The 17,034-nt window shown below is 63.2% G+C and carries 19 protein-coding genes; 11 read left to right on the forward strand and 8 right to left on the reverse strand.

Annotation, left to right across the window (positions count from 1 at the left end; translation table 11 throughout):
* Nucleotides 1-7: 7 nt before the first annotated feature.
* From IEX78_RS11870 to IEX78_RS11880, 3 genes are read right to left on the reverse strand one after another with little or no spacing between them, the layout of a single operon-like run.
* On the reverse strand, nt 8-289 hold the full coding sequence (locus IEX78_RS11870) for a hypothetical protein (RefSeq protein WP_188828952.1): 282 nt from the start codon (nt 287-289) through the stop codon (nt 8-10).
* Nucleotides 290-301: 12 nt separating this feature from the next.
* Entirely contained in the window at nt 302-1,471 is a 1,170-nt protein-coding gene (locus IEX78_RS11875; protein WP_188828953.1) for an inorganic phosphate transporter, read from the reverse strand.
* A gap of 56 nt (nt 1,472-1,527) precedes the next feature.
* A complete protein-coding gene (locus IEX78_RS11880; RefSeq protein WP_188828954.1) occupies nt 1,528-3,066 on the reverse strand; it encodes an ATP-dependent DNA ligase in 1,539 nt (512 codons plus the stop codon).
* 87 nt (nt 3,067-3,153) lie between these two features.
* On the opposite strand from IEX78_RS11880, the gene ramB reads away from it, so the two are divergent.
* From ramB to IEX78_RS11930, 10 genes are all read left to right on the forward strand, one after another.
* Nucleotides 3,154-4,560, forward strand: coding sequence for an acetate metabolism transcriptional regulator RamB (gene ramB / locus IEX78_RS11885; protein WP_188828955.1), 1,407 nt, complete (start codon nt 3,154-3,156; stop codon nt 4,558-4,560).
* A gap of 60 nt (nt 4,561-4,620) precedes the next feature.
* Nucleotides 4,621-5,064, forward strand: coding sequence for an XRE family transcriptional regulator (locus IEX78_RS11890; RefSeq protein WP_188828956.1), 444 nt, complete (start codon nt 4,621-4,623; stop codon nt 5,062-5,064).
* Nucleotides 5,061-5,426, forward strand: a complete 366-nt coding sequence (locus IEX78_RS11895) for a HepT-like ribonuclease domain-containing protein (RefSeq protein ID WP_188828957.1) — start codon at nt 5,061-5,063, stop codon at nt 5,424-5,426. Before IEX78_RS11890 ends, IEX78_RS11895 begins: the two co-directional genes overlap by 4 nt.
* 241 nt (nt 5,427-5,667) lie before the next feature.
* On the forward strand, nt 5,668-6,276 hold the full coding sequence (locus IEX78_RS11900) for a DUF8020 domain-containing protein (RefSeq protein ID WP_188828958.1): 609 nt from the start codon (nt 5,668-5,670) through the stop codon (nt 6,274-6,276).
* Between the two features lie 311 nt (nt 6,277-6,587).
* Nucleotides 6,588-7,838 carry an urea ABC transporter substrate-binding protein gene (urtA, locus tag IEX78_RS11905; RefSeq protein ID WP_188828959.1) on the forward strand — a complete coding sequence of 417 codons (1,251 nt, stop codon included), beginning with the start codon at nt 6,588-6,590 and terminating at the stop codon, nt 7,836-7,838.
* Between the two features lie 70 nt (nt 7,839-7,908).
* Nucleotides 7,909-8,793 (forward strand): urea ABC transporter permease subunit UrtB, encoded by an 885-nt coding sequence (gene urtB, locus IEX78_RS11910; protein WP_188828960.1) that lies wholly within the window; start codon nt 7,909-7,911, stop codon nt 8,791-8,793.
* Nucleotides 8,790-9,917: an urea ABC transporter permease subunit UrtC gene (urtC, locus tag IEX78_RS11915; RefSeq protein WP_188828961.1), complete on the forward strand. Its 1,128-nt coding sequence runs from the start codon at nt 8,790-8,792 to the stop codon at nt 9,915-9,917. Before urtB ends, urtC begins: the two co-directional genes overlap by 4 nt.
* Nucleotides 9,914-10,687: an urea ABC transporter ATP-binding protein UrtD gene (gene urtD, locus IEX78_RS11920; RefSeq protein ID WP_188828962.1), complete on the forward strand. Its 774-nt coding sequence runs from the start codon at nt 9,914-9,916 to the stop codon at nt 10,685-10,687. Before urtC ends, urtD begins: the two co-directional genes overlap by 4 nt.
* Nucleotides 10,680-11,372: an urea ABC transporter ATP-binding subunit UrtE gene (gene urtE, locus IEX78_RS11925; RefSeq protein WP_188828963.1), complete on the forward strand. Its 693-nt coding sequence runs from the start codon at nt 10,680-10,682 to the stop codon at nt 11,370-11,372. The genes urtD and urtE overlap by 8 nt, the downstream gene beginning before the upstream one ends.
* Nucleotides 11,373-11,388: 16 nt before the next feature.
* Nucleotides 11,389-12,027, forward strand: coding sequence for a GntR family transcriptional regulator (locus IEX78_RS11930; protein ID WP_188828964.1), 639 nt, complete (start codon nt 11,389-11,391; stop codon nt 12,025-12,027).
* Here the strand turns inward: IEX78_RS11930 and IEX78_RS11935 are convergent.
* Entirely contained in the window at nt 11,987-12,850 is an 864-nt protein-coding gene (locus IEX78_RS11935) for an NERD domain-containing protein (RefSeq protein ID WP_229683898.1), read from the reverse strand. The genes IEX78_RS11930 and IEX78_RS11935 overlap by 41 nt on opposite strands.
* A gap of 161 nt (nt 12,851-13,011) precedes the next feature.
* On the opposite strand from IEX78_RS11935, the gene IEX78_RS11940 reads away from it, so the two are divergent.
* Nucleotides 13,012-13,557 carry a carboxymuconolactone decarboxylase family protein gene (locus IEX78_RS11940; protein WP_188828966.1) on the forward strand — a complete coding sequence of 182 codons (546 nt, stop codon included), beginning with the start codon at nt 13,012-13,014 and terminating at the stop codon, nt 13,555-13,557.
* Here the strand turns inward: IEX78_RS11940 and IEX78_RS11945 are convergent.
* From IEX78_RS11945 to lpdA, 4 genes are all read right to left on the reverse strand, one after another.
* The gene (locus IEX78_RS11945) at nt 13,554-13,934 is read right to left on the reverse strand and encodes a DoxX family protein (RefSeq protein ID WP_188828967.1); all 381 of its coding nucleotides are present in this window, start codon (nt 13,932-13,934) and stop codon (nt 13,554-13,556) included. The two genes, IEX78_RS11940 and IEX78_RS11945, sit on opposite strands and share 4 nt — an antisense overlap.
* A 9-nt stretch (nt 13,935-13,943) precedes the next feature.
* Nucleotides 13,944-14,648: a polysaccharide deacetylase family protein gene (locus tag IEX78_RS11950; RefSeq protein WP_229683899.1), complete on the reverse strand. Its 705-nt coding sequence runs from the start codon at nt 14,646-14,648 to the stop codon at nt 13,944-13,946.
* A gap of 16 nt (nt 14,649-14,664) precedes the next feature.
* Entirely contained in the window at nt 14,665-15,159 is a 495-nt protein-coding gene (locus tag IEX78_RS11955; RefSeq protein WP_188828968.1) for a L,D-transpeptidase, read from the reverse strand.
* A gap of 360 nt (nt 15,160-15,519) precedes the next feature.
* Nucleotides 15,520-16,923 (reverse strand): dihydrolipoyl dehydrogenase, encoded by a 1,404-nt coding sequence (lpdA, locus tag IEX78_RS11960; RefSeq protein ID WP_188828969.1) that lies wholly within the window; start codon nt 16,921-16,923, stop codon nt 15,520-15,522.
* Between the last annotated feature and the right edge of the window lie 111 nt (nt 16,924-17,034).

Below are 17,034 nucleotides of genomic sequence, written 5' to 3' on the forward strand. Positions count from 1 at the left end.
CTTCTCCTCACGCTTGGCCGAACAGGTGAATTCCAAACTGGTGAGCGATAAACGCTTTGGCGATGAACAGAATCGCCGCGATCACGACGACGACGATCACCACAAAACAGGTAATCGCGCTGACCAGTGCGAAGTAGTTGCGTCGAACGCGACCGTCACCGTCGACGGTTTCCGCGTGCGCCCAAAACCGAACGCCGAAGGCGAACAGCGCGGGCATGCCAGCGCCGAACACCAGCGCCGCGAGCAACACTTCCCACAGATCTTTGAGGGCATTAAGCAAGCTGTCCATTCGAGCGTCCTCCTACTTCGCCGAGTCCGATGGTTCAGACGGCTCGGCCGAGGCCCATTCGTCATTCACATTGTGCGACCCGATCGGGTCGCGGCGCGATTGCAACCACATGCCGAGCGCGCCCGCGATCAGGATCGCGAACACAACCAACACGCCAGGAAGGCCACCGATCACGTCGGCGATCCACCAGCACAGCGCGCCGACAAGGCCAGCGAGCGGCAGCGTGAGCATCCACGCGATGACCATGCGGCCCATGACGCTCCACCGAACTTCCGCGCCCTTGCCGAGGCCGGTACCAAGGATCGAGCCGGTCGCGGTTTGGGTTGTCGACAGCGGCAGGCCGAAGTGGGCCGAGGTCAGGATGATCGCGGCCGCGGTCGACTCGGCGGCGAGGCCCTGCGGCGGGTCGATCTCAACGAGCCCCTTACCGAGCGTGCGAATGATCCGCCAGCCGCCGAGGTAGGTGCCGAGCGCGATCGCGACCGCACAGGACGCCATCACCCACAGTGGCATGTGGTCGTTCGGGTTGATCGAGCCATACGCGACGAGCGCGAGGAAAATGACGCCCATCGTCTTCTGCGCGTCGTTAGTGCCGTGCGCGAGCGAAACGAGCGAAGCCGAACCGATCTGCCCCCAGCGGAACCCTTCGTTGGTTTTGTCGGTGGAGACACCACGCACAATCCGATATACCAACCACGTCGCGATCGCCGCGACCAAAGCCGCGATCACCGGCGCGAGTACGGCGGGCAAAACGATCTTGACCAACACACCTTCATTACCCGAAGCCCAGATCACACCACTCCACCCGAGCGCGGCGATGGTTGACCCGATAAGTCCGCCAAAAAGCGCGTGCGAACTGCTCGACGGCAGTCCAAGCAACCAGGTGAAAAGGTTCCACAAAATACCGCCAACGAGGCCAGCGAAAACAATGACGAGCAGGTCTTGCCCACTCACGTCATTGAGCTTGACGATGCCTTTGGCGACCGTCGCAGCGACTGACACCGACAGAAAGGCGCCGATCAGATTGAGGAGGCCCGAAAGGGCGACCGCGACGCGCGGCTTGAGCGCGCCCGTCGCGATTGACGTGGCCATTGCGTTGGCGGTGTCGTGGAAACCGTTGGTGAAGTCGAAGGCTAGGGCTGTGACGATGACGATCAACAGGACCAATAGTTCGGCGCTCACGAAGACAGTGTGCTGCATTCGGTGCCCGGATTGCTAAACCGTTGCCCGAAAGTCGTCTAGTGCTTGGGCAATAGTGCGCGGACCGTGTCGATGGTGTCGGCGTCGACCGGCTGTTTGTCTGGGCGATACCGAACCACTCGCGCGAACCGCAACGCGACGCCGCCCGGATAGCGCGTGCTCGTCTGCACGCCGTCAAGTGCGATCTCGACAACGAACCCTGGCCGTAGGTACAAGGTGTGGTCGTCGCGGTGGGATTCGTGTTGGGGAAACTGCTCGGTCTGCCAGCGCAGCAGTTCGTCGGTCATGCCTTTGAACGTCTTGCCGACCATCACCGGTTCACCGGTTTCGGGGTCGCGTGCGGCCAGATGCAGGTTCGACAGCATGCCAGTGCGACGGCCATAGCCCCATTCCGCACCGGTGACCATCAGGTCGAGCGTGTGGGCTGGCTTGATCTTCTGCCACGACTTGCCGCGTCGACCGGCAGCGTAAGGCGCGTCAAGCGACTTGATCATGACGCCTTCGTTGCCCTGATCCATCGCGTCGGCGTACGCGGCCTCGGCTTGGGTGCTATCCGGCGCGATTAGGGCGGGGATCGCGAGGTGGCCTGCGACGCGTTCCAGCGCGGGCCTGCGTGTTCTCAGCGGCTCGTCGATCAGGTCAATGCCGTCGAGATGCAGGATGTCGAAGAAATACGGGTGCAGGCGCCGGTCCTGTGCGTCTTCTGCGGTCGCGAAGCGGCTCATTGTTTCTTGGAACGGGCGCGGTTTTCCCGCATCGGTGAGTGCGAGAGTTTCGCCGTCGAGGACCACGGTTTCGCAGTTGAGATTTCTGACCAGGTCGACCAGCTCGGGAACGTTGGCGGTGATGTCACGCAAGGTGCGGGTGAAGACCCAGACGTCGTGGCCTTCCTTATGCACTTGAATGCGCGCGCCGTCGAGCTTGTGTTCGACCGAAACTTCCGGGCCCAGTTCGGCCAGCGCCTCGTCGAGCGAGCCGCCCGGCGACGCGAGCATCGGGGCAACTGGGCGACCCACCTGTAGTCGGAAATCGGTGAGCGCTTGCTCGCCCCCGGTGAACGCGGCCGTCGCGGTGAGCGGCAACTGGCCCGACAGCATGTGCGCGCGACGGACGACGTCGACGTTGATGCCGGTGGCTTGTGCGACGGCTTCGACGACGATCGCGCTGAGCGCGCCTTGGCGAAGTTCGCCGGTGAGGAGGGCGCGCAGGAAGTGTTGTTCGGTTTCGGTCGCGGCCTTGAAGAGTTCGGCGAGCAGTTCGGCCCGCCGGTTGGCTGAACCCTTTCCCGAGAGGGCGGCCAATTCGGTGAACGTGGCGTCGACGTCTTCGATCGTCAGAGTTGGCTCGTTCGCTGATTGGTCGGTGAGGCCGGCGAGCGTGCGCCATCCCGTTCCTATGCGGCCCTGGGTTAGTTCGCCGGAAAGCCACGCGACAATTACGCCGACGTCGCTGGCCGTATCGGGAGTGCTGGGCCTGGCGGCGACAGCAAGCAACTCGGCGATGGCGGCCACCTTCGCCTTGCGTGAGCGAGTGGCGCGCACCTTCGCCGACGTATCGACAACCTCGTTGAAGCGCACCTGAAAAATGTAGCGCGGGGGTCTGACAATTTTTCGTTGCGAAGGCGAGGTGTGGCAACCTTGCGAAACCACCCATAAACTGGACATATGGCCAAAACCTACGTCGGGGCGCGACTGCGCCAACTACGGTCCGAACGTGGGCTGAGCCAGGTTGGCCTCGCAGGTCAGCTGGGGATCTCGTCGAGTTATCTGAATCAGATCGAACACGACGTGCGACCGCTCACCGTGCCCGTGTTGAAGCGGATCAACGAGGTCTTCGGCGTCGATCCGGCCTTCTTCACCACTAACGACGACACGCGACTGATCGCCGAACTGTCCGAGGTCGTGATGGACGCCGAGCTCGGCATCAAGGCCGACACCACCGAAATCGCCGACATGGTTTCGGCGCATCCGTCGATGGCACGCGCGCTGGTTGCCCTGCACAACCGCTACCGCAACACCAGCGCGCAGCTCGCGGCGGCGACCGAAGATCGCTTCGCTGACGGTTCGGGCAGCGCCGCGATCAGCAAGCCGCATGAGGAAGTGCGCGACTACTTCTATCAGCGCCAGAACTACATTCACGAACTGGATACGGCCGCAGAGGAACTCACCGCGCGTATCCGGTTCCACGGTGGCGACGTGAGCACCGAGGCGCAGCGACTGCTTCGCGGTCACGGGGTGCGCATCGCCGAACGCATCGACCTTGGCGAAGGCATTCTGCACCGATACGACCCGGAGACGAAGCTGCTGGAAATCTCGCCGCACCTGTCGGGTGGGCAGCGCACGTTCAAACTCGCCGCAGAGTTGGCGTACTTCGAATGTGGTGGGTTGCTTGAGAAGCTCGTTGAGGAAGGCAATTTCGCTTCCGAAGCCACGCGCAAGCTCGCGATGCTCGGTCTCGCGAACTACTTCGCCGCCGCAATGGTGTTGCCGTACACCATGTTTCACGAGGTCGCCGAAGACTTCCGCTACGACATCGAACGACTGTCGGCGTTCTTCTCGCAGAGTTACGAGACCATCTGCCACCGCTTGTCGACGTTGCAGCGCCCGTCTTTACGCGGCGTCCCGTTCTCGTTCGTGCGCGTCGACCGGGCGGGCAACATGTCAAAACGCCAGTCCGCCACCGGTTTTCACTTCTCCGCGAGCGGCGGAACGTGCCCGCTGTGGAACGTGTACGAGACGTTTGCGTACCCGGGCAAGATTATGACCCAGATCGCCCAGATGCCCGATGGCCGCAAGTACCTGTGGGTGGCACGCACGGTGGAACGCCGCGCGACCCGCTACGGCCAGCCAAGCAAGACGTTCGCGATCGGCCTAGGTTGCGAACTGCGCCACGCGAACCGAGTTGTGTACGCCGACGGCATCGACTTGGGCGAAGCAACAGCGACCCCGATCGGCGCGGGTTGCCGGGTGTGCGTGCGCGCGAACTGCCCCCAACGCGCCTTCCCCCCGCTGGGCAAGCTCCTCGACATCAGCGAACACCGAAGCTCAGTTTCGCCGTATTTAGTGAAGTAGGGCAAGCCTGACCCCCGATGGCCACTAGCCCAGGGTTATATCTTCCAATATAATTGGGGCATGGAAACCGTCCGCGATCTGCGGTTAGCCGCCGACCTTACCCAAATCGAATTGGCACGGCGCTCCGGCATCGCTCAGCCCAACATCGCCGCATACGAGACCGGGAAGCGACAACCGTCACCAACGACAATGTCGCGCATACGCGCAGCTGCCAAACCCCGCCCGTCGGGCGTGCTCGCGAAACATCGGGATGCGATCCTCGCGCTTGCCCGGCGACACAAAGCTGACCGGGTTCGGGTCTTCGGGTCGATCGCGCGGGGCGAGGACGTCTCGGGCAGCGATATCGATCTGTTGGTCCGCTTCGTCTCCGGTGCCGATCTGGTGGACATGGCCGAGCTGATGCTCGACATCGAGGAGCTGACCGGCATTCACGTCGACCTGGTCTCCGAAGGCGGCCTTCCCGCAGGACCGCACCCCATCAGGGATGAGGCGAGGCCACTGTGAGCGCGCCCGATGGACAAGAGCGCACGATCAAAAGTCTTCGCGACTTCCTCTCTTTCTGCGACATGGCCGCTGAAGTCGCACAAGGGGGCAAAGCCGCCTACGACGCCAACCGCATCACCCGGCTCGCGGCAGAAGCGGTCCTGCACCGTCTTGGCGAGTCGGTGGCTCGATTACCGCAGGACCTCATCGCGGCCAACCCACAGGTGTCGTGGCGTGGCATCAAGGCCACACGAAATCTCATTGCGCACGACTACAACCAGATCGACTACGAGATCGTGTGGGAGCTGCTGACCATACGTGTGCCGAACGAGGCCGCTCACGTCCATGCGATCTTGGAAGCGCTGACCGCGCAAGGACAGTAGGGGCGATACACGTCGAGTAGAGCACCATCGCTCTCGCCGACCGACACGAGGTGTAGTACGCAGAGGCAGGGCTACGCGCTGAGCGACCCATCGCCAACTCGGGCGCGACCTCTACTGGGCCGACTGCGACGAAATCGCCTTGCTCGAACGCATCAGGAAAGCAATGTCGTACTTGTCGGTGGTTGTTGCTATGTTTTCATACGTGACGCGCACCTGCGTCCGTTGACTAACGGGGTACACCATGATGAAGGCATTCTCTGCCGTCGCTCTGCTCACTATCGCCGCGATCGGCGTGTCCGGGGGGACTAGTTACGCCGCGCCTGTTCAGCAGTTCCAGAACGTGGATCATGCTGTCGCATACCAGGTTTCGAGTGACGGCGCGCAGATCACCGCCACGCTCACCGACGGCACCTTCCGCCGCAACGGCGATGCGATCGTCGTCGCCGACCGCGCGGGCGCCGAAATCGCTTCGCTCCCAACCACTGTCACGATCGACGAGGGCGATGTCGCGCTCGGCGCGGAAATCAGCTCCGACGGAACGAAACTCACCGCCAGCCCGATCGGCTACTGGCGCACCACCTCCCCACGGGAGCGCAGCACCGAAATCGGCACGCAGATCGGTGGCGCGATCGGCGGGCTCGTCGGCGTTGTCGTTGGGCTCGCGCTCGGCATCGCGACGGGCGGCTTCCTCGTGCCGCTTACCCTGCCTGTCGGCCTGCTCGTTGGTGTCATCGGCGGCGCGATCATCGGCGGACTCGCCGGTGCCGCGATCCCCAACTCCGACAAGCCCGATCGCCGCGAATACGTCGCGACCTGCTACGGCAGCGGCAAGTACCGCTTCTGCTACTGAGTAAGAAACAAGGCGGTGCGGTCGAATCCGCACCGCCGTGTTTTCCCCTCCAAGGTTTGCCAACAGTTAGCTGACATATTTCACGTCGGCGTTCCGCCACCTCCGTCAGCAATTGTTCACACCGACGCAACAGACGAAACGGACGCGTTATCGGGCGATATTCCGGTGCAACATGTTCCGTTTACTGTTCGCAATCACGAGCACAGCCGCTGTATACAACCCGGTGTACATCGAAGTTCCCAGGTTCGGCCCAGCGGTGTTCGTGGTGGCGCGTGTGCGCTGCTGTTTCACCTGATGAGGAGAACCGCCCCATGTCTCAATCCCGTTTGGTCCGGGCACTTGCCGTGCCCGCCGCGGTTGCTGTCGCAGGTCTGCTGCTCACCGGTTGTGGTGCGCGTGACGACGCGTCCACCGGCTCGACCGCAGCATCGTGCGTCGACACCAGCAAGAACACGATCAAAGTTGGCTCGCTACACTCGCTTTCGGGCACGATGGCCATTTCCGAAGTGACCGTTGCCAACTCGACCAAGCTGGCGATCGACCAGATCAACGCGGCGGGCGGCGTGCTCGGCAAGAAGATCGAGGTCGTCCTCGAAGACGGCGCGTCCGACCCCAAGACCTTCGCCGAAAAGGCCGAGAAGCTCATCAGCTCCGACTGTGTCGCAGCGGTTTTCGGCGGTTGGACCTCATCTAGCCGCAAGGCGATGAAGCCGAAGTTCGAGTCGCTCAATAACCTCCTCTACTACCCCGTGCAGTACGAGGGCCTCGAAGATTCCAAGAACATCTTCTACACCGGCGCCACCACGAACCAGCAGATCATCCCCGCGCTCGACTACCTGAAGCAGAAGGGCATCAAGTCCCTCTACCTCGTCGGCTCGGACTACGTGTTCCCGCAGACCGCCAACCGCGAGATCAAGGCGTACGCGGCGGCCAACGGCATCGAGATCAAGGGCGAGGACTACACCCCGCTCGGCTCGACCGACTTCTCCACCATCGTCAACAAGGTCCGCACCGCCAAGGCGGGCGCGGTGTTCAACACCCTCAACGGCGACTCCAACGTCGCGTTCTTCCGCGAGTACACCAACGCTGGCCTGAAGGCCGCTGAGATGCCGGTCGTTTCGGTCTCGATCGCTGAGGAAGAGGTCGCCGGTATCGGCGCGCAGAACATCGCGGGCCAGCTCACCGCGTGGAACTACTACCAGACCGTCGATTCGCCCGCGAACAAGAAGTTCGTCGCCGACTACAAGGCCGCCTTCGGCGCCGACAAGCCCACCTCCGACCCGATGGAAGCCGCCTACGCGTCGGTGTTCCTGTGGAAGAACACGGTTGAGAAGGCCAAGTCGTTCGCCGTTGCTGACGTCCAGGCCGCTGCCGACGGCGTGAGCTTCGACGCGCCCGAGGGTACCGTCACCATCGACGGTTCGAACCACCACATCACCAAGACCGCCCGCATCGGCGAAATCCGCCCCGACGGTCTGATCTACACGGTTTGGGATTCCGGCAAGGCCATCACCCCGGACCCGTACCTGAAGTCCTACGACTGGGCCAAGGGCCTGAAGTAACCCTGCCCGTCTGAGTGGGGCAGGCGCGAGTCTGCCCCACTCAAACCCCCATTTCCAAGGAGTCCACCTTATGGACGTACTGATCGGCCAACTCTTCACCGGGTTGAGTCTCGGATCGATTTTGTTGCTCGCCGCGCTCGGCCTCTCGTTGACCTTCGGCCAGATGGGCGTGATCAACATGGCCCACGGCGAATTCATCATGGCTGGTTGCTACACCACTTACGTTGTGCAGCAAGTGTTTTCCTCGGCAGGTGTTTCGCTCGTCGTCTCGCTCCTGCTCGGTTTCCTCGTTGGCGGCGCACTTGGTGCGGCCTTGGAAATGGGTCTCATCCGCTGGATGTATGACCGCCCACTCGACACGCTGCTCGTCACGTTCGGTGTTGGGCTTGTTTTGCAGCAGGCAGCGCGCGACATCTTCGGCGCTCCCGCGAAGAATGTGCTTGTCCCCGAATGGCTTTCGGGTGGCATCACGATCATGGGCGCGGTTGTCCCCAAGACGCGCATCTTCATTCTTGTGCTTGCGATTGTCGCGGTCACCACGCTCGCCGCGGTCCTCAAGACCACCCCGATGGGTCGACGCATTCGCGCGGTCGTGCAGAACCGCGGCCTCGCCGAAACCTCAGGTATTTCAAGCCGTTTCACCGATATCAGCACGTTCTTCATCGGTTCGGGCCTCGCTGGCGTCGCCGGTGTCGCGCTCACGCTGATCGGTTCGACCAGCCCAACTATCGGGCAGAGCTACCTCATCGACGCGTTCCTCGTCGTCGTGATCGGCGGCCTCGGCCAGGTCAAGGGCACCGTGATCGCCGCGTTCGCCCTCGGCATCTTGAACTCGTTCATCGAATACTCGACCACCGCGTCGATCGCGAAGGTGATCGTTTTCGTGCTGATCGTCATCTTCCTGCAGGTCCGCCCGCAGGGCCTCTTCACTGTGCGGACAAGGAGTCTCGTGTGAACGCGTTAGTTGATCGCCTCCGCGCCTACCCGTCGGTCAAACCCCTTTTCGGTTTCGCCGTCGCCGCAGTGATCCTGTTTGGCGTCGCCCCCGCTGTCCTCAGCGACTTCCGACTCAACCTGCTCGCCAAGTTCCTCTGCTTCGCAATTGTCGCGGCGGGCATCGGATTAGCTTGGGGCCGTGGCGGAATGCTCACGCTCGGCCAGGGCGTTTTCTTCGGCATCGGCGCCTACATCATGGCGATGCACATGCAGCTCGCCGACGCCGCTCGCCTCGGCAACGACGTTCCCGAGTTCATGGAAATCTCCGGCATTTCCACTTTGCCGACGTTCTGGCAGCCCTTCGCATCGGCCCCGGTCGCGCTGCTCGGCATCCTCGTTTTGCCCGCGCTGATCGCCGCGATCCTCGGCTTCGGCGTCTTCAAGCGACGTGTCCGTGGCGCGTACTTCGCCATCCTGAGCCAGGCGCTCGCGGCCGCGTTGGCGATCCTGCTCACCGGCCAACAGGCCATCGGCGGCTTCACCGGTCTCTCGGACTTCCGCGCGTTCTTCGGCTTCAAGCTGTCGGACCCGGCCAACCGCAAGATGCTGTTCTTCATCGCCGCCGCAACGTTGTTGCTTGTCATCGCGCTGATCCGTCAGCTCAACCGCAGCCGCTACGGCGAACTGCTCGTCGCCGTTCGCGACGCTGAAGAGCGCGTGCGCTTCCTCGGCTACGACCCGGCCAACATCAAGATCTTCGCCTACGTCACCGCCGCGTTCCTCGCTGGCATCGCGGGCGCGCTGTTCACCCCGATCGTCGGCATCATCTCCCCCGCTGACATCGGCATCGTCCCGTCGATCGCCTTCCTGATCGGCGTCGCGATCGGTGGCCGGACCACGCTGCTCGGCCCGGTGCTCGGCGCGATCGGCGTCGCGTGGGCCCAAACCAGCCTGTCCGAAGAGTTCCCGTCGGGCTGGACCTACCTGCAGGGCGTGCTGTTCATCGTTGTCGTCGGGTTCATTCCCGCTGGTCTCGCTGGCCTGTGGCCGCTGGTGAAGGGCTGGATCGACAGTCGCAAACCGGTACCGGCAGTTGCCGCCCCGACGCCTGTTGTCACTGAAGAGAAGGTGGAAGCGCGATGACGATGGATAAGGATTACCTCGAAATCCGTGGCCTCTCCGTCAGTTTCGATGGCTTCAAGGCTGTCACCGACGTCGACCTCACGGTCCTGCAAGGCGACCTCCGCTTCCTGATCGGCCCGAACGGCGCTGGCAAAACCACGCTCATCGACGCCATCACCGGCCTCGTCACCGGCACCGGTTCCGCGCAGAAGTCGGGCGTCGAACTGCTTGGCAAGAAGGTGCATCAGATTGCCCGCCTCGGCGTCGGCCGCACCTTCCAGACCGCGAGTGTGTTCGAAGAGCTCAGCGTGCTGCAAAACCTCGACATCGCCGCTGGCGCTGGCCGATCCGCGCTGAGTTTGCTCCGTCGCCGCAAGTCGGTGCTGCCAAGCATCGAAGAGGCACTTGAGACAACCGGGCTCACCGCATTGCGCGACAAGCCCGCTGGTGTCTTGGCCCACGGCCAGAAGCAGTGGCTCGAAATCGGCATGCTGCTCGTGCAGAACGCGTCGGTGCTGCTGCTCGACGAGCCCGTCGCTGGCATGAGCGCCGAAGAGCGCGAAGAAACCGGAAAGTTGTTGCAGCGCATCGGAACTGATCGCGTTGTTGTCGTTGTCGAACACGACATGGACTTCATGCGCAGCTTCGCCAATTCCGTGACCGTGCTCGCTGGCGGCAAGGTGCTCAGCGAAGGCAGCGTTGAAGCGGTGCAGGCCGACCCGAAGGTGCAAGAGGTTTACCTCGGCACCGCGTCGCTTGCCACTGAGGATAAGGAGTCGACCGATGCTTGAGCTTTCCCACGTCCGGTCGGGCTACGGCCGCACCGAGGTCATTCACGACGTGACAATGACGGTCCCCGACGACAGCGTCGTCGCGATCATGGGCCACAACGGCGCTGGCAAAACCACGCTGCTGCGCGCGGCGGTCGGCCTGTTGCCGACCAAGGCGGGCTCGATCACCTTCGACGGCGAGAACATCACCAAGTACTCCCCGTCGAAGCGCGTGAAGCGCGGCATCGCCTACGTTCCGCAAGGTCAGCAGAGTTTTCCACAGCTCACCACAGCGGAAAACTTGCAGGTCGTCGCCGACGGGCGCAAGCGCGGCAAGGCGTTGATCGACGAGTCACTCGACCTGTTCCCCGCGCTGAAAGACCTGCTCACCCGCAAGGCGGGCCTGCTTTCGGGCGGTCAGCGCCAGCAGTTGGCGATCGCGCGCGCACTGATCACCGAGCCCAAGCTGCTGATCCTCGACGAGCCGACCGAGGGCATTCAGCCGTCGGTCGTCGCCGAGATTGAGCGCACGATCATCGACCTGACCGGCCGCGGCGGCCTAAGCGTGCTCCTTGTCGAACAGCACATCGGCTTCGCACTCCAAGCCGCGCACTTCTACTACGTGCTGCACTCGGGGCACCTAGGTTCGTCGGGCAAGGGCGGCGCGAGCGCCGAAGCCGAAGTCCGTGCGGCGATGGCGATCTGAGCCGGGTTTATCGCCGATGCGGGGGTCGTTGGCGCAGTACGTGTACGAGGCGCTGCGCGTCGATCTGACTCGGTTCGACCCAACCCAACGGCTAGCGGCTGAACCACTCGCGCGACGGTACGGCGTCTCGCGCACCCCGGTGCGCGAGGCGTTGGCGCGACTGGTTGCCGACGGGCTCGTGGTGCGAAGGCGCGGTGGGCTTTTCGTGCATCAGCCGCCGGCTGAACAGGTGGCCGAGCTGTACGAACTGCGAATGGTGTTGGAGCTACGCGGAATTGAGCGCGTTCGGGAACGTGAGGTGATGCGGGACGAACTGGCCCGCTGGAATCGGTACGCGGCTTCACCACCGACAGACGCGCTAGCGGCCGACGAACAGTTCCACCTCGAATTACTCGGCGCCACAGGCAATTCCGCACTTCCTGAAGCCCTTTTCGAGGTATTCGGCAGACTCCGCGCGGCGCGCTCATTGGACCGGCCAGACGCAACCCGACTGGCCGCGATGACCACCGACCACGTCGCCATCGCCCGTGCGGTACTCGCAGGCGACACCACCGGAGCAACGACATTGCTCACCAACCACATCCGCTCAGGCCACGAACGGTTAGCGCGAGCGCTCAACAATCCGGCTGCAACGGCCAACACTGCGTCGGCTTAACCACCTGCGACGACACCGTCGGGCGAACCGTTGTCGTCGTCGACGACCGCGACGGCGGGTCGCTCAGCACGGCTTCGCCAACGATCACAAACACAACGAACAAGCCGAGCAACGCAAGCCCAAACACCGCGATCCCGGCGAACTTGCCCCGATGTTTCGGCGGCTCGGGTGGCAGCGGTGTCGGCCTAACCTGCTGACTTAGTCGCGCGATCGGCGGCGGCGCTGGCGGGCGCTTCCCAACGAAACCATCAAGCAGCAGTTCATCTTTCGGCGGTGTCAGCGCTTCGAGACCTAAGGCCGAGCACGTCGTCCGGACGCGGTCGGCGGTGATTGTCGGGGCAGCGGCGGAAAAACTTTCCAGGTAAATCCGCAATTCATGGGAGTCGATGGTGTTGCCGACGAGCACGTCGAGCCCGGGCCGCAACGACGTCCGCGCCGGTCGAACAACGACGCCCCGATACGGCACAAGCACAACCGCCCCGCACACGTGCCCGCTGTCCTGCAACGACTGTTCCAACGCGACCCGCACCGCGTGGACACCGTGTTCGAGCCGGTCAGTTGGGCCGCCAGACGCGTTGTCGAGGTCGAGTGGGCTACCGGAAATCGTCCACTGACCGTCGGTCTTGACCGAAAGCAGCCCGCTTTGCCTGCGTGCGAACCCGCGCACTTCAAGCACGGTGACCGCGCGCGGGGTGATCACGATCGCGCCGAGCCGTCGATCGCCAACCCGACAGTCGATAAGCGCGAGCCCGGTGCTCGGGTAGGACCGCAGGCAGTCGACAAACTCCTCTTCAGCGCCCGTGAGCTCGGCCCCCGGCCTCATCCGAACCAGCATCTCGCCTATCCCCTGACAGTGCTCTGCTACCGCTGCTACGTCAGATCATGACGCGCAAACGCGCCGAAAACCACTGGAACCCAAAGAAAATCGCGTTCGCAACACGACTCCGCTCCGCCGCAAGCGCTGGCCCGGTACGCTCGGCGATCATGGAATTACCACCCCTACCACGCGTTTCTCCGGGGCGACTACGCCAGCTAGGCCCCATTAACTGGGTGGTGTGGCAGGTGCTTTCTCGAGCAAGCGGCACCGCCGATGCGCAACTGTTCAGCACCCTCGGCCGCACCGGCGGCCTTTTCCGTGGCTGGTTGCATTATTCGGGCAAGCTCATGCCGGGTGGTCGCCTCTCGCGCGCGGAGGCGGAGTTGGTGATTTTGCGCGTCGCACGGCTGCGCGACAGCGACTACGAACTCGACCACCACCGCCGACTGGGCGCGAAGGCCGGACTCACCGCCGAGGCGATTGAAGCGACGGGGGTTGGCCCGGACGCGGACGTGTGGACGCCACGTCAGCGGACCCTGCTTGCCGCAACCGACCAGTTGGTCACCACCCGCACGATCAACGACGCGACGTGGACCGAGCTAAGCGCCCATTTCGACGACCGCCTGCTCATCGAAATCGTCCTGCTGATCAACCAGTACGAATCGTTGGCGTCAACGATCGCGACGTTGGGAATTCAGCGAGACACGTTCTAGCGCTTGGCAACTCGTAGCGCGGCGATAATCATCGGAATCTGCAACGGCAGCCGTGCGAGCACGCCGAGCTTAAACGCCTTGGGCGACTTGGGATTTCCCATCACGTCAACCGCCATCTGAATATTCGCCGGGAATACCGCGACAAACAGCGCCGCGGCAAGCCACCCACCAAAGCGCCGGGTGCGCGGCACCGCGAGCGCGGTGGCAACCCCAAGCTCAGCGACGCCGGATGCGTAGGTATAGGTGCGCGCCTTGCCTGGCAGCGCGGGCGGCACAATGCCGTCGAACGGTTTCGGGGCGAGGAAATGCAGCGCCCCCATCACGAAAAGCAAGCCGCTGAGATAAGTGTGCGCGCGACCTGGGGTAGAGACAGCCATCAGCGCACTCTACTTGCCGGAAGCAAGCAACTGGCTGACGGTGACGAACCGATACCCCTGCCCGCGCAGGTCAGCCACGATATCGCCGACCGCCGCCCGACTTTCGCCGTTGCCGTGCATCAAATGCAGCAAAATGATGCTGCCAGGCGACACTTTCGCTCGTGTTTCCGCCACGATTTCGGCGCGGGTCGCTGTACCCGCGGAATCGGGTTCGATATTCCACATCACCGTCGTGCGGTTGTGGTCTGCGAGGTATTTCGGCAGCGCCCAGACCTTTTTGCCGTACGGCGGGCGGAAGGTGATGTCGCCGGTGTATCCAGCGCGCCGAATCTCAGCGTCGGTGCGTTCTATTTCGTCCGCGACGGTCTGCTCGCTGACAAGGACCATCCGATGGTGCTGAAAGGAATGATTGCCCAGCTCGTGTCCGGCCGAGACAATGGCCGACGCGTATTCCGGATGCGTCGCGATGTCTTGGCCGACAAGGTAAAACGTCGCTGGCACTCCCAACTCGCGGAGTGTTCGCACTATCTCGGGGGTCCGGTCGGTTGGCCCGTCATCGAAGGTCAACGCGACGAGCTTCTCGCTGGTGTCGACCCGGTCAACGAGTCGCCCAGTGAGCTGGAACGTTCGCGAATTCATCAGGAAATAAAGCCCGGCGGCGACGGCGAGCACTACAACGAGGCTCGCCGAGCCGCCGATCAACCATTTACGCACACCCAGGTGTATACCGTCAGTCGATGACCTGGGTGATGTCGCCCGGCTTCAAGTAATCGAAGAAGCGGTGCGCGCCATCCTCGGTCATTCGCACACAACCATGCGAACGGGAGTCGACCGGGCCAACGTGAAACGCCATGTCGCCATTGAAGAAAGTGGCCCAGCGCATGGGGGCGTCATGCATTGTCGACCAATGGAATTCGCGCTTGAACGAAATTTGGGTGACCGCGGGCGGAGTTTCATATCCGGGCATTCCCGTCGCGATTGGCGTTGGCCCGAAAACCACGCGACCGTTGTCGACGAGCCACGCTTCCTGCGTGGAAAGTCGCATGCACGCGCGTGCTGCGGTGACCGGGCACGGCGACGGGGTCGGCACCACCGAACCAACGCCGGGAATATCGGGTCCACCTGGGAAAAGGGGTTCAGCGCCTGCGGGCGCGATAGTGGCGAAACCGGCGATAAGAACACCAGAAACCGCCGCGAGCCGTGCTGCGAAACCGAGAATACGCATCGAGTCATTGCCTCTCAACCATGCCCGCAGCCGGGAAATCGCCCGACAACGGGACAATCTTGGTGGTGCTGGATGAAGCTCGACCTGATCATCTGACAACGTCGACCGGATTTCAAAATCGACGCCCGGAACAAGGTTAGGAAAATGCCCGATTTGCGACCAAGAGGTTCGCGGCGGCGGCGGCGGAGCGCCGAATCCGTGCGGCTGCGGCCACACGCGAGTCGGCACGATCAAAGCTCGCACGGGCAGGGCGAATGCTCGCCGACTAGCGGGTGAACTTGGTCCGACACACCCGGGCTCGGCGAAGGCGTGGTGCGCGACGCGGGCCGAACTCAATCAGACCCGCGCCGCACCAAGCGACTAGAAGTTGATCATGTGCCCCGCGAGACCATGCAGTGCTTCCTGCACCGCTTCGCTCAAGGTCGGGTGTGTGTGCACATTGCGGGCCATCTCGTTGACGGTCAGGTCCCACTTCTGCCCAAGGGTGAGTTCGGGCAGCAGTTCCGAAACGTCGGGGCCGATGAGGTGGCCGCCGATGATTTCGCCGTGGCGCGCGTCGCCGATGAGCTTCACGAAACCGGTCGGCTCGCCGAGACCGTGCGCCTTGCCGTTGGCGGTGAACGGGAAGGTCGACACCTTCACGTCGTAACCTTCGTCGCGCGCCTGCTGTTCGGTGAGGCCGAAGCTTGCCACCTGCGGCTGACAGAACGTGGCGCGCGGCATCATGCGGTAGTCGCCGAGCGTCATCGTCTCCGCGCCACCAATGGTTTCGGCAGCGACAACCGCCTGCGCTTCGGCGACGTGCGCGAGCTGAAGCTTCGCGGTCACGTCACCGATCGCGTAGATATGCGGCACGTTCGTGCGCATGTACTCGTCGATTTCGATGGCACCACGGTTGGTGAGCGCCACACCGGTGGTTTCCAGGCCGTAGCCCTCGACGCGCGGCTGGAAGCCAACGGCCTGGAGGACCTTGTCGACGGTGACCGTCTCGATCGCGCCGGTCTTGTTGTCCTTGATCGTGACGGTGACCTTGCTGCCGTCGTCGTCGATCGTCTGCACGGCCGCGCTGGTGGTGATCGGGATGCCGAGCTTCTTGTACTGCTTGGTGATCTCCTTGGAGATCGCCTCGTCCTCATTGGGCAGCGCGCGGTCGAGGAATTCGACGATCCGCACGTCAACGCCGTAATTCTTGAGTACGTAAGCGAATTCCATGCCGATCGCGCCAGCGCCGACGATGAGAATCGAGCCGGGCAGATCACGGTCGAGGATCTGCTCTTCGTAGGTGACCACGTTGTCCGACAGCGAGGTGTTGGGCAGGATGCGGGTGGTCGTGCCGGTCGCGATGATCGCGTTGTCGAACGTGATGTGGTCGACGCCGCCGCTGGTCAGATCGACATTCATCGAGTTCGGGCCGGTGAAAACACCGTGGCCGTCGTACTCGGTGATGTTGTTCTTCTTCATCAGGAAGTGCACGCCCTTGACGCGACCGTCAGCGACCTTGCGACTGCGGTCGAACGCAGCGCCAAAGTCGAAGGTCACGTCGCCAGACATGCCGAACGTCTTAGCTTCCTTGGTGAAGATATGGGCCAGTTCGGCGTTGCGCAGCAGTGCCTTGGACGGGATGCAGCCTACGTTCAGGCACACGCCACCCCAGTATTTCTGCTCGACAATCGCTGTTCGCAAGCCGAGTTGAGCGGCCCGGATCGCGGCGACGTAACCGCCGGGTCCGGCGCCGAGAACGACGACATCGTAGTGGGAAGTCACCCTTGCGAGCGTAGTCCTTTCCGCGAATCTCACCCACCTGTCCCCCGAACCAGTGAGCGAATCAAGATCAACACGCTCTGGTGGCGAAAACTACTCGCGCGATGCCGCCAC

This window comes from Nocardia camponoti (assembly GCF_014646135.1).
Lineage (GTDB): Bacteria > Actinomycetota > Actinomycetes > Mycobacteriales > Mycobacteriaceae > Nocardia > Nocardia camponoti.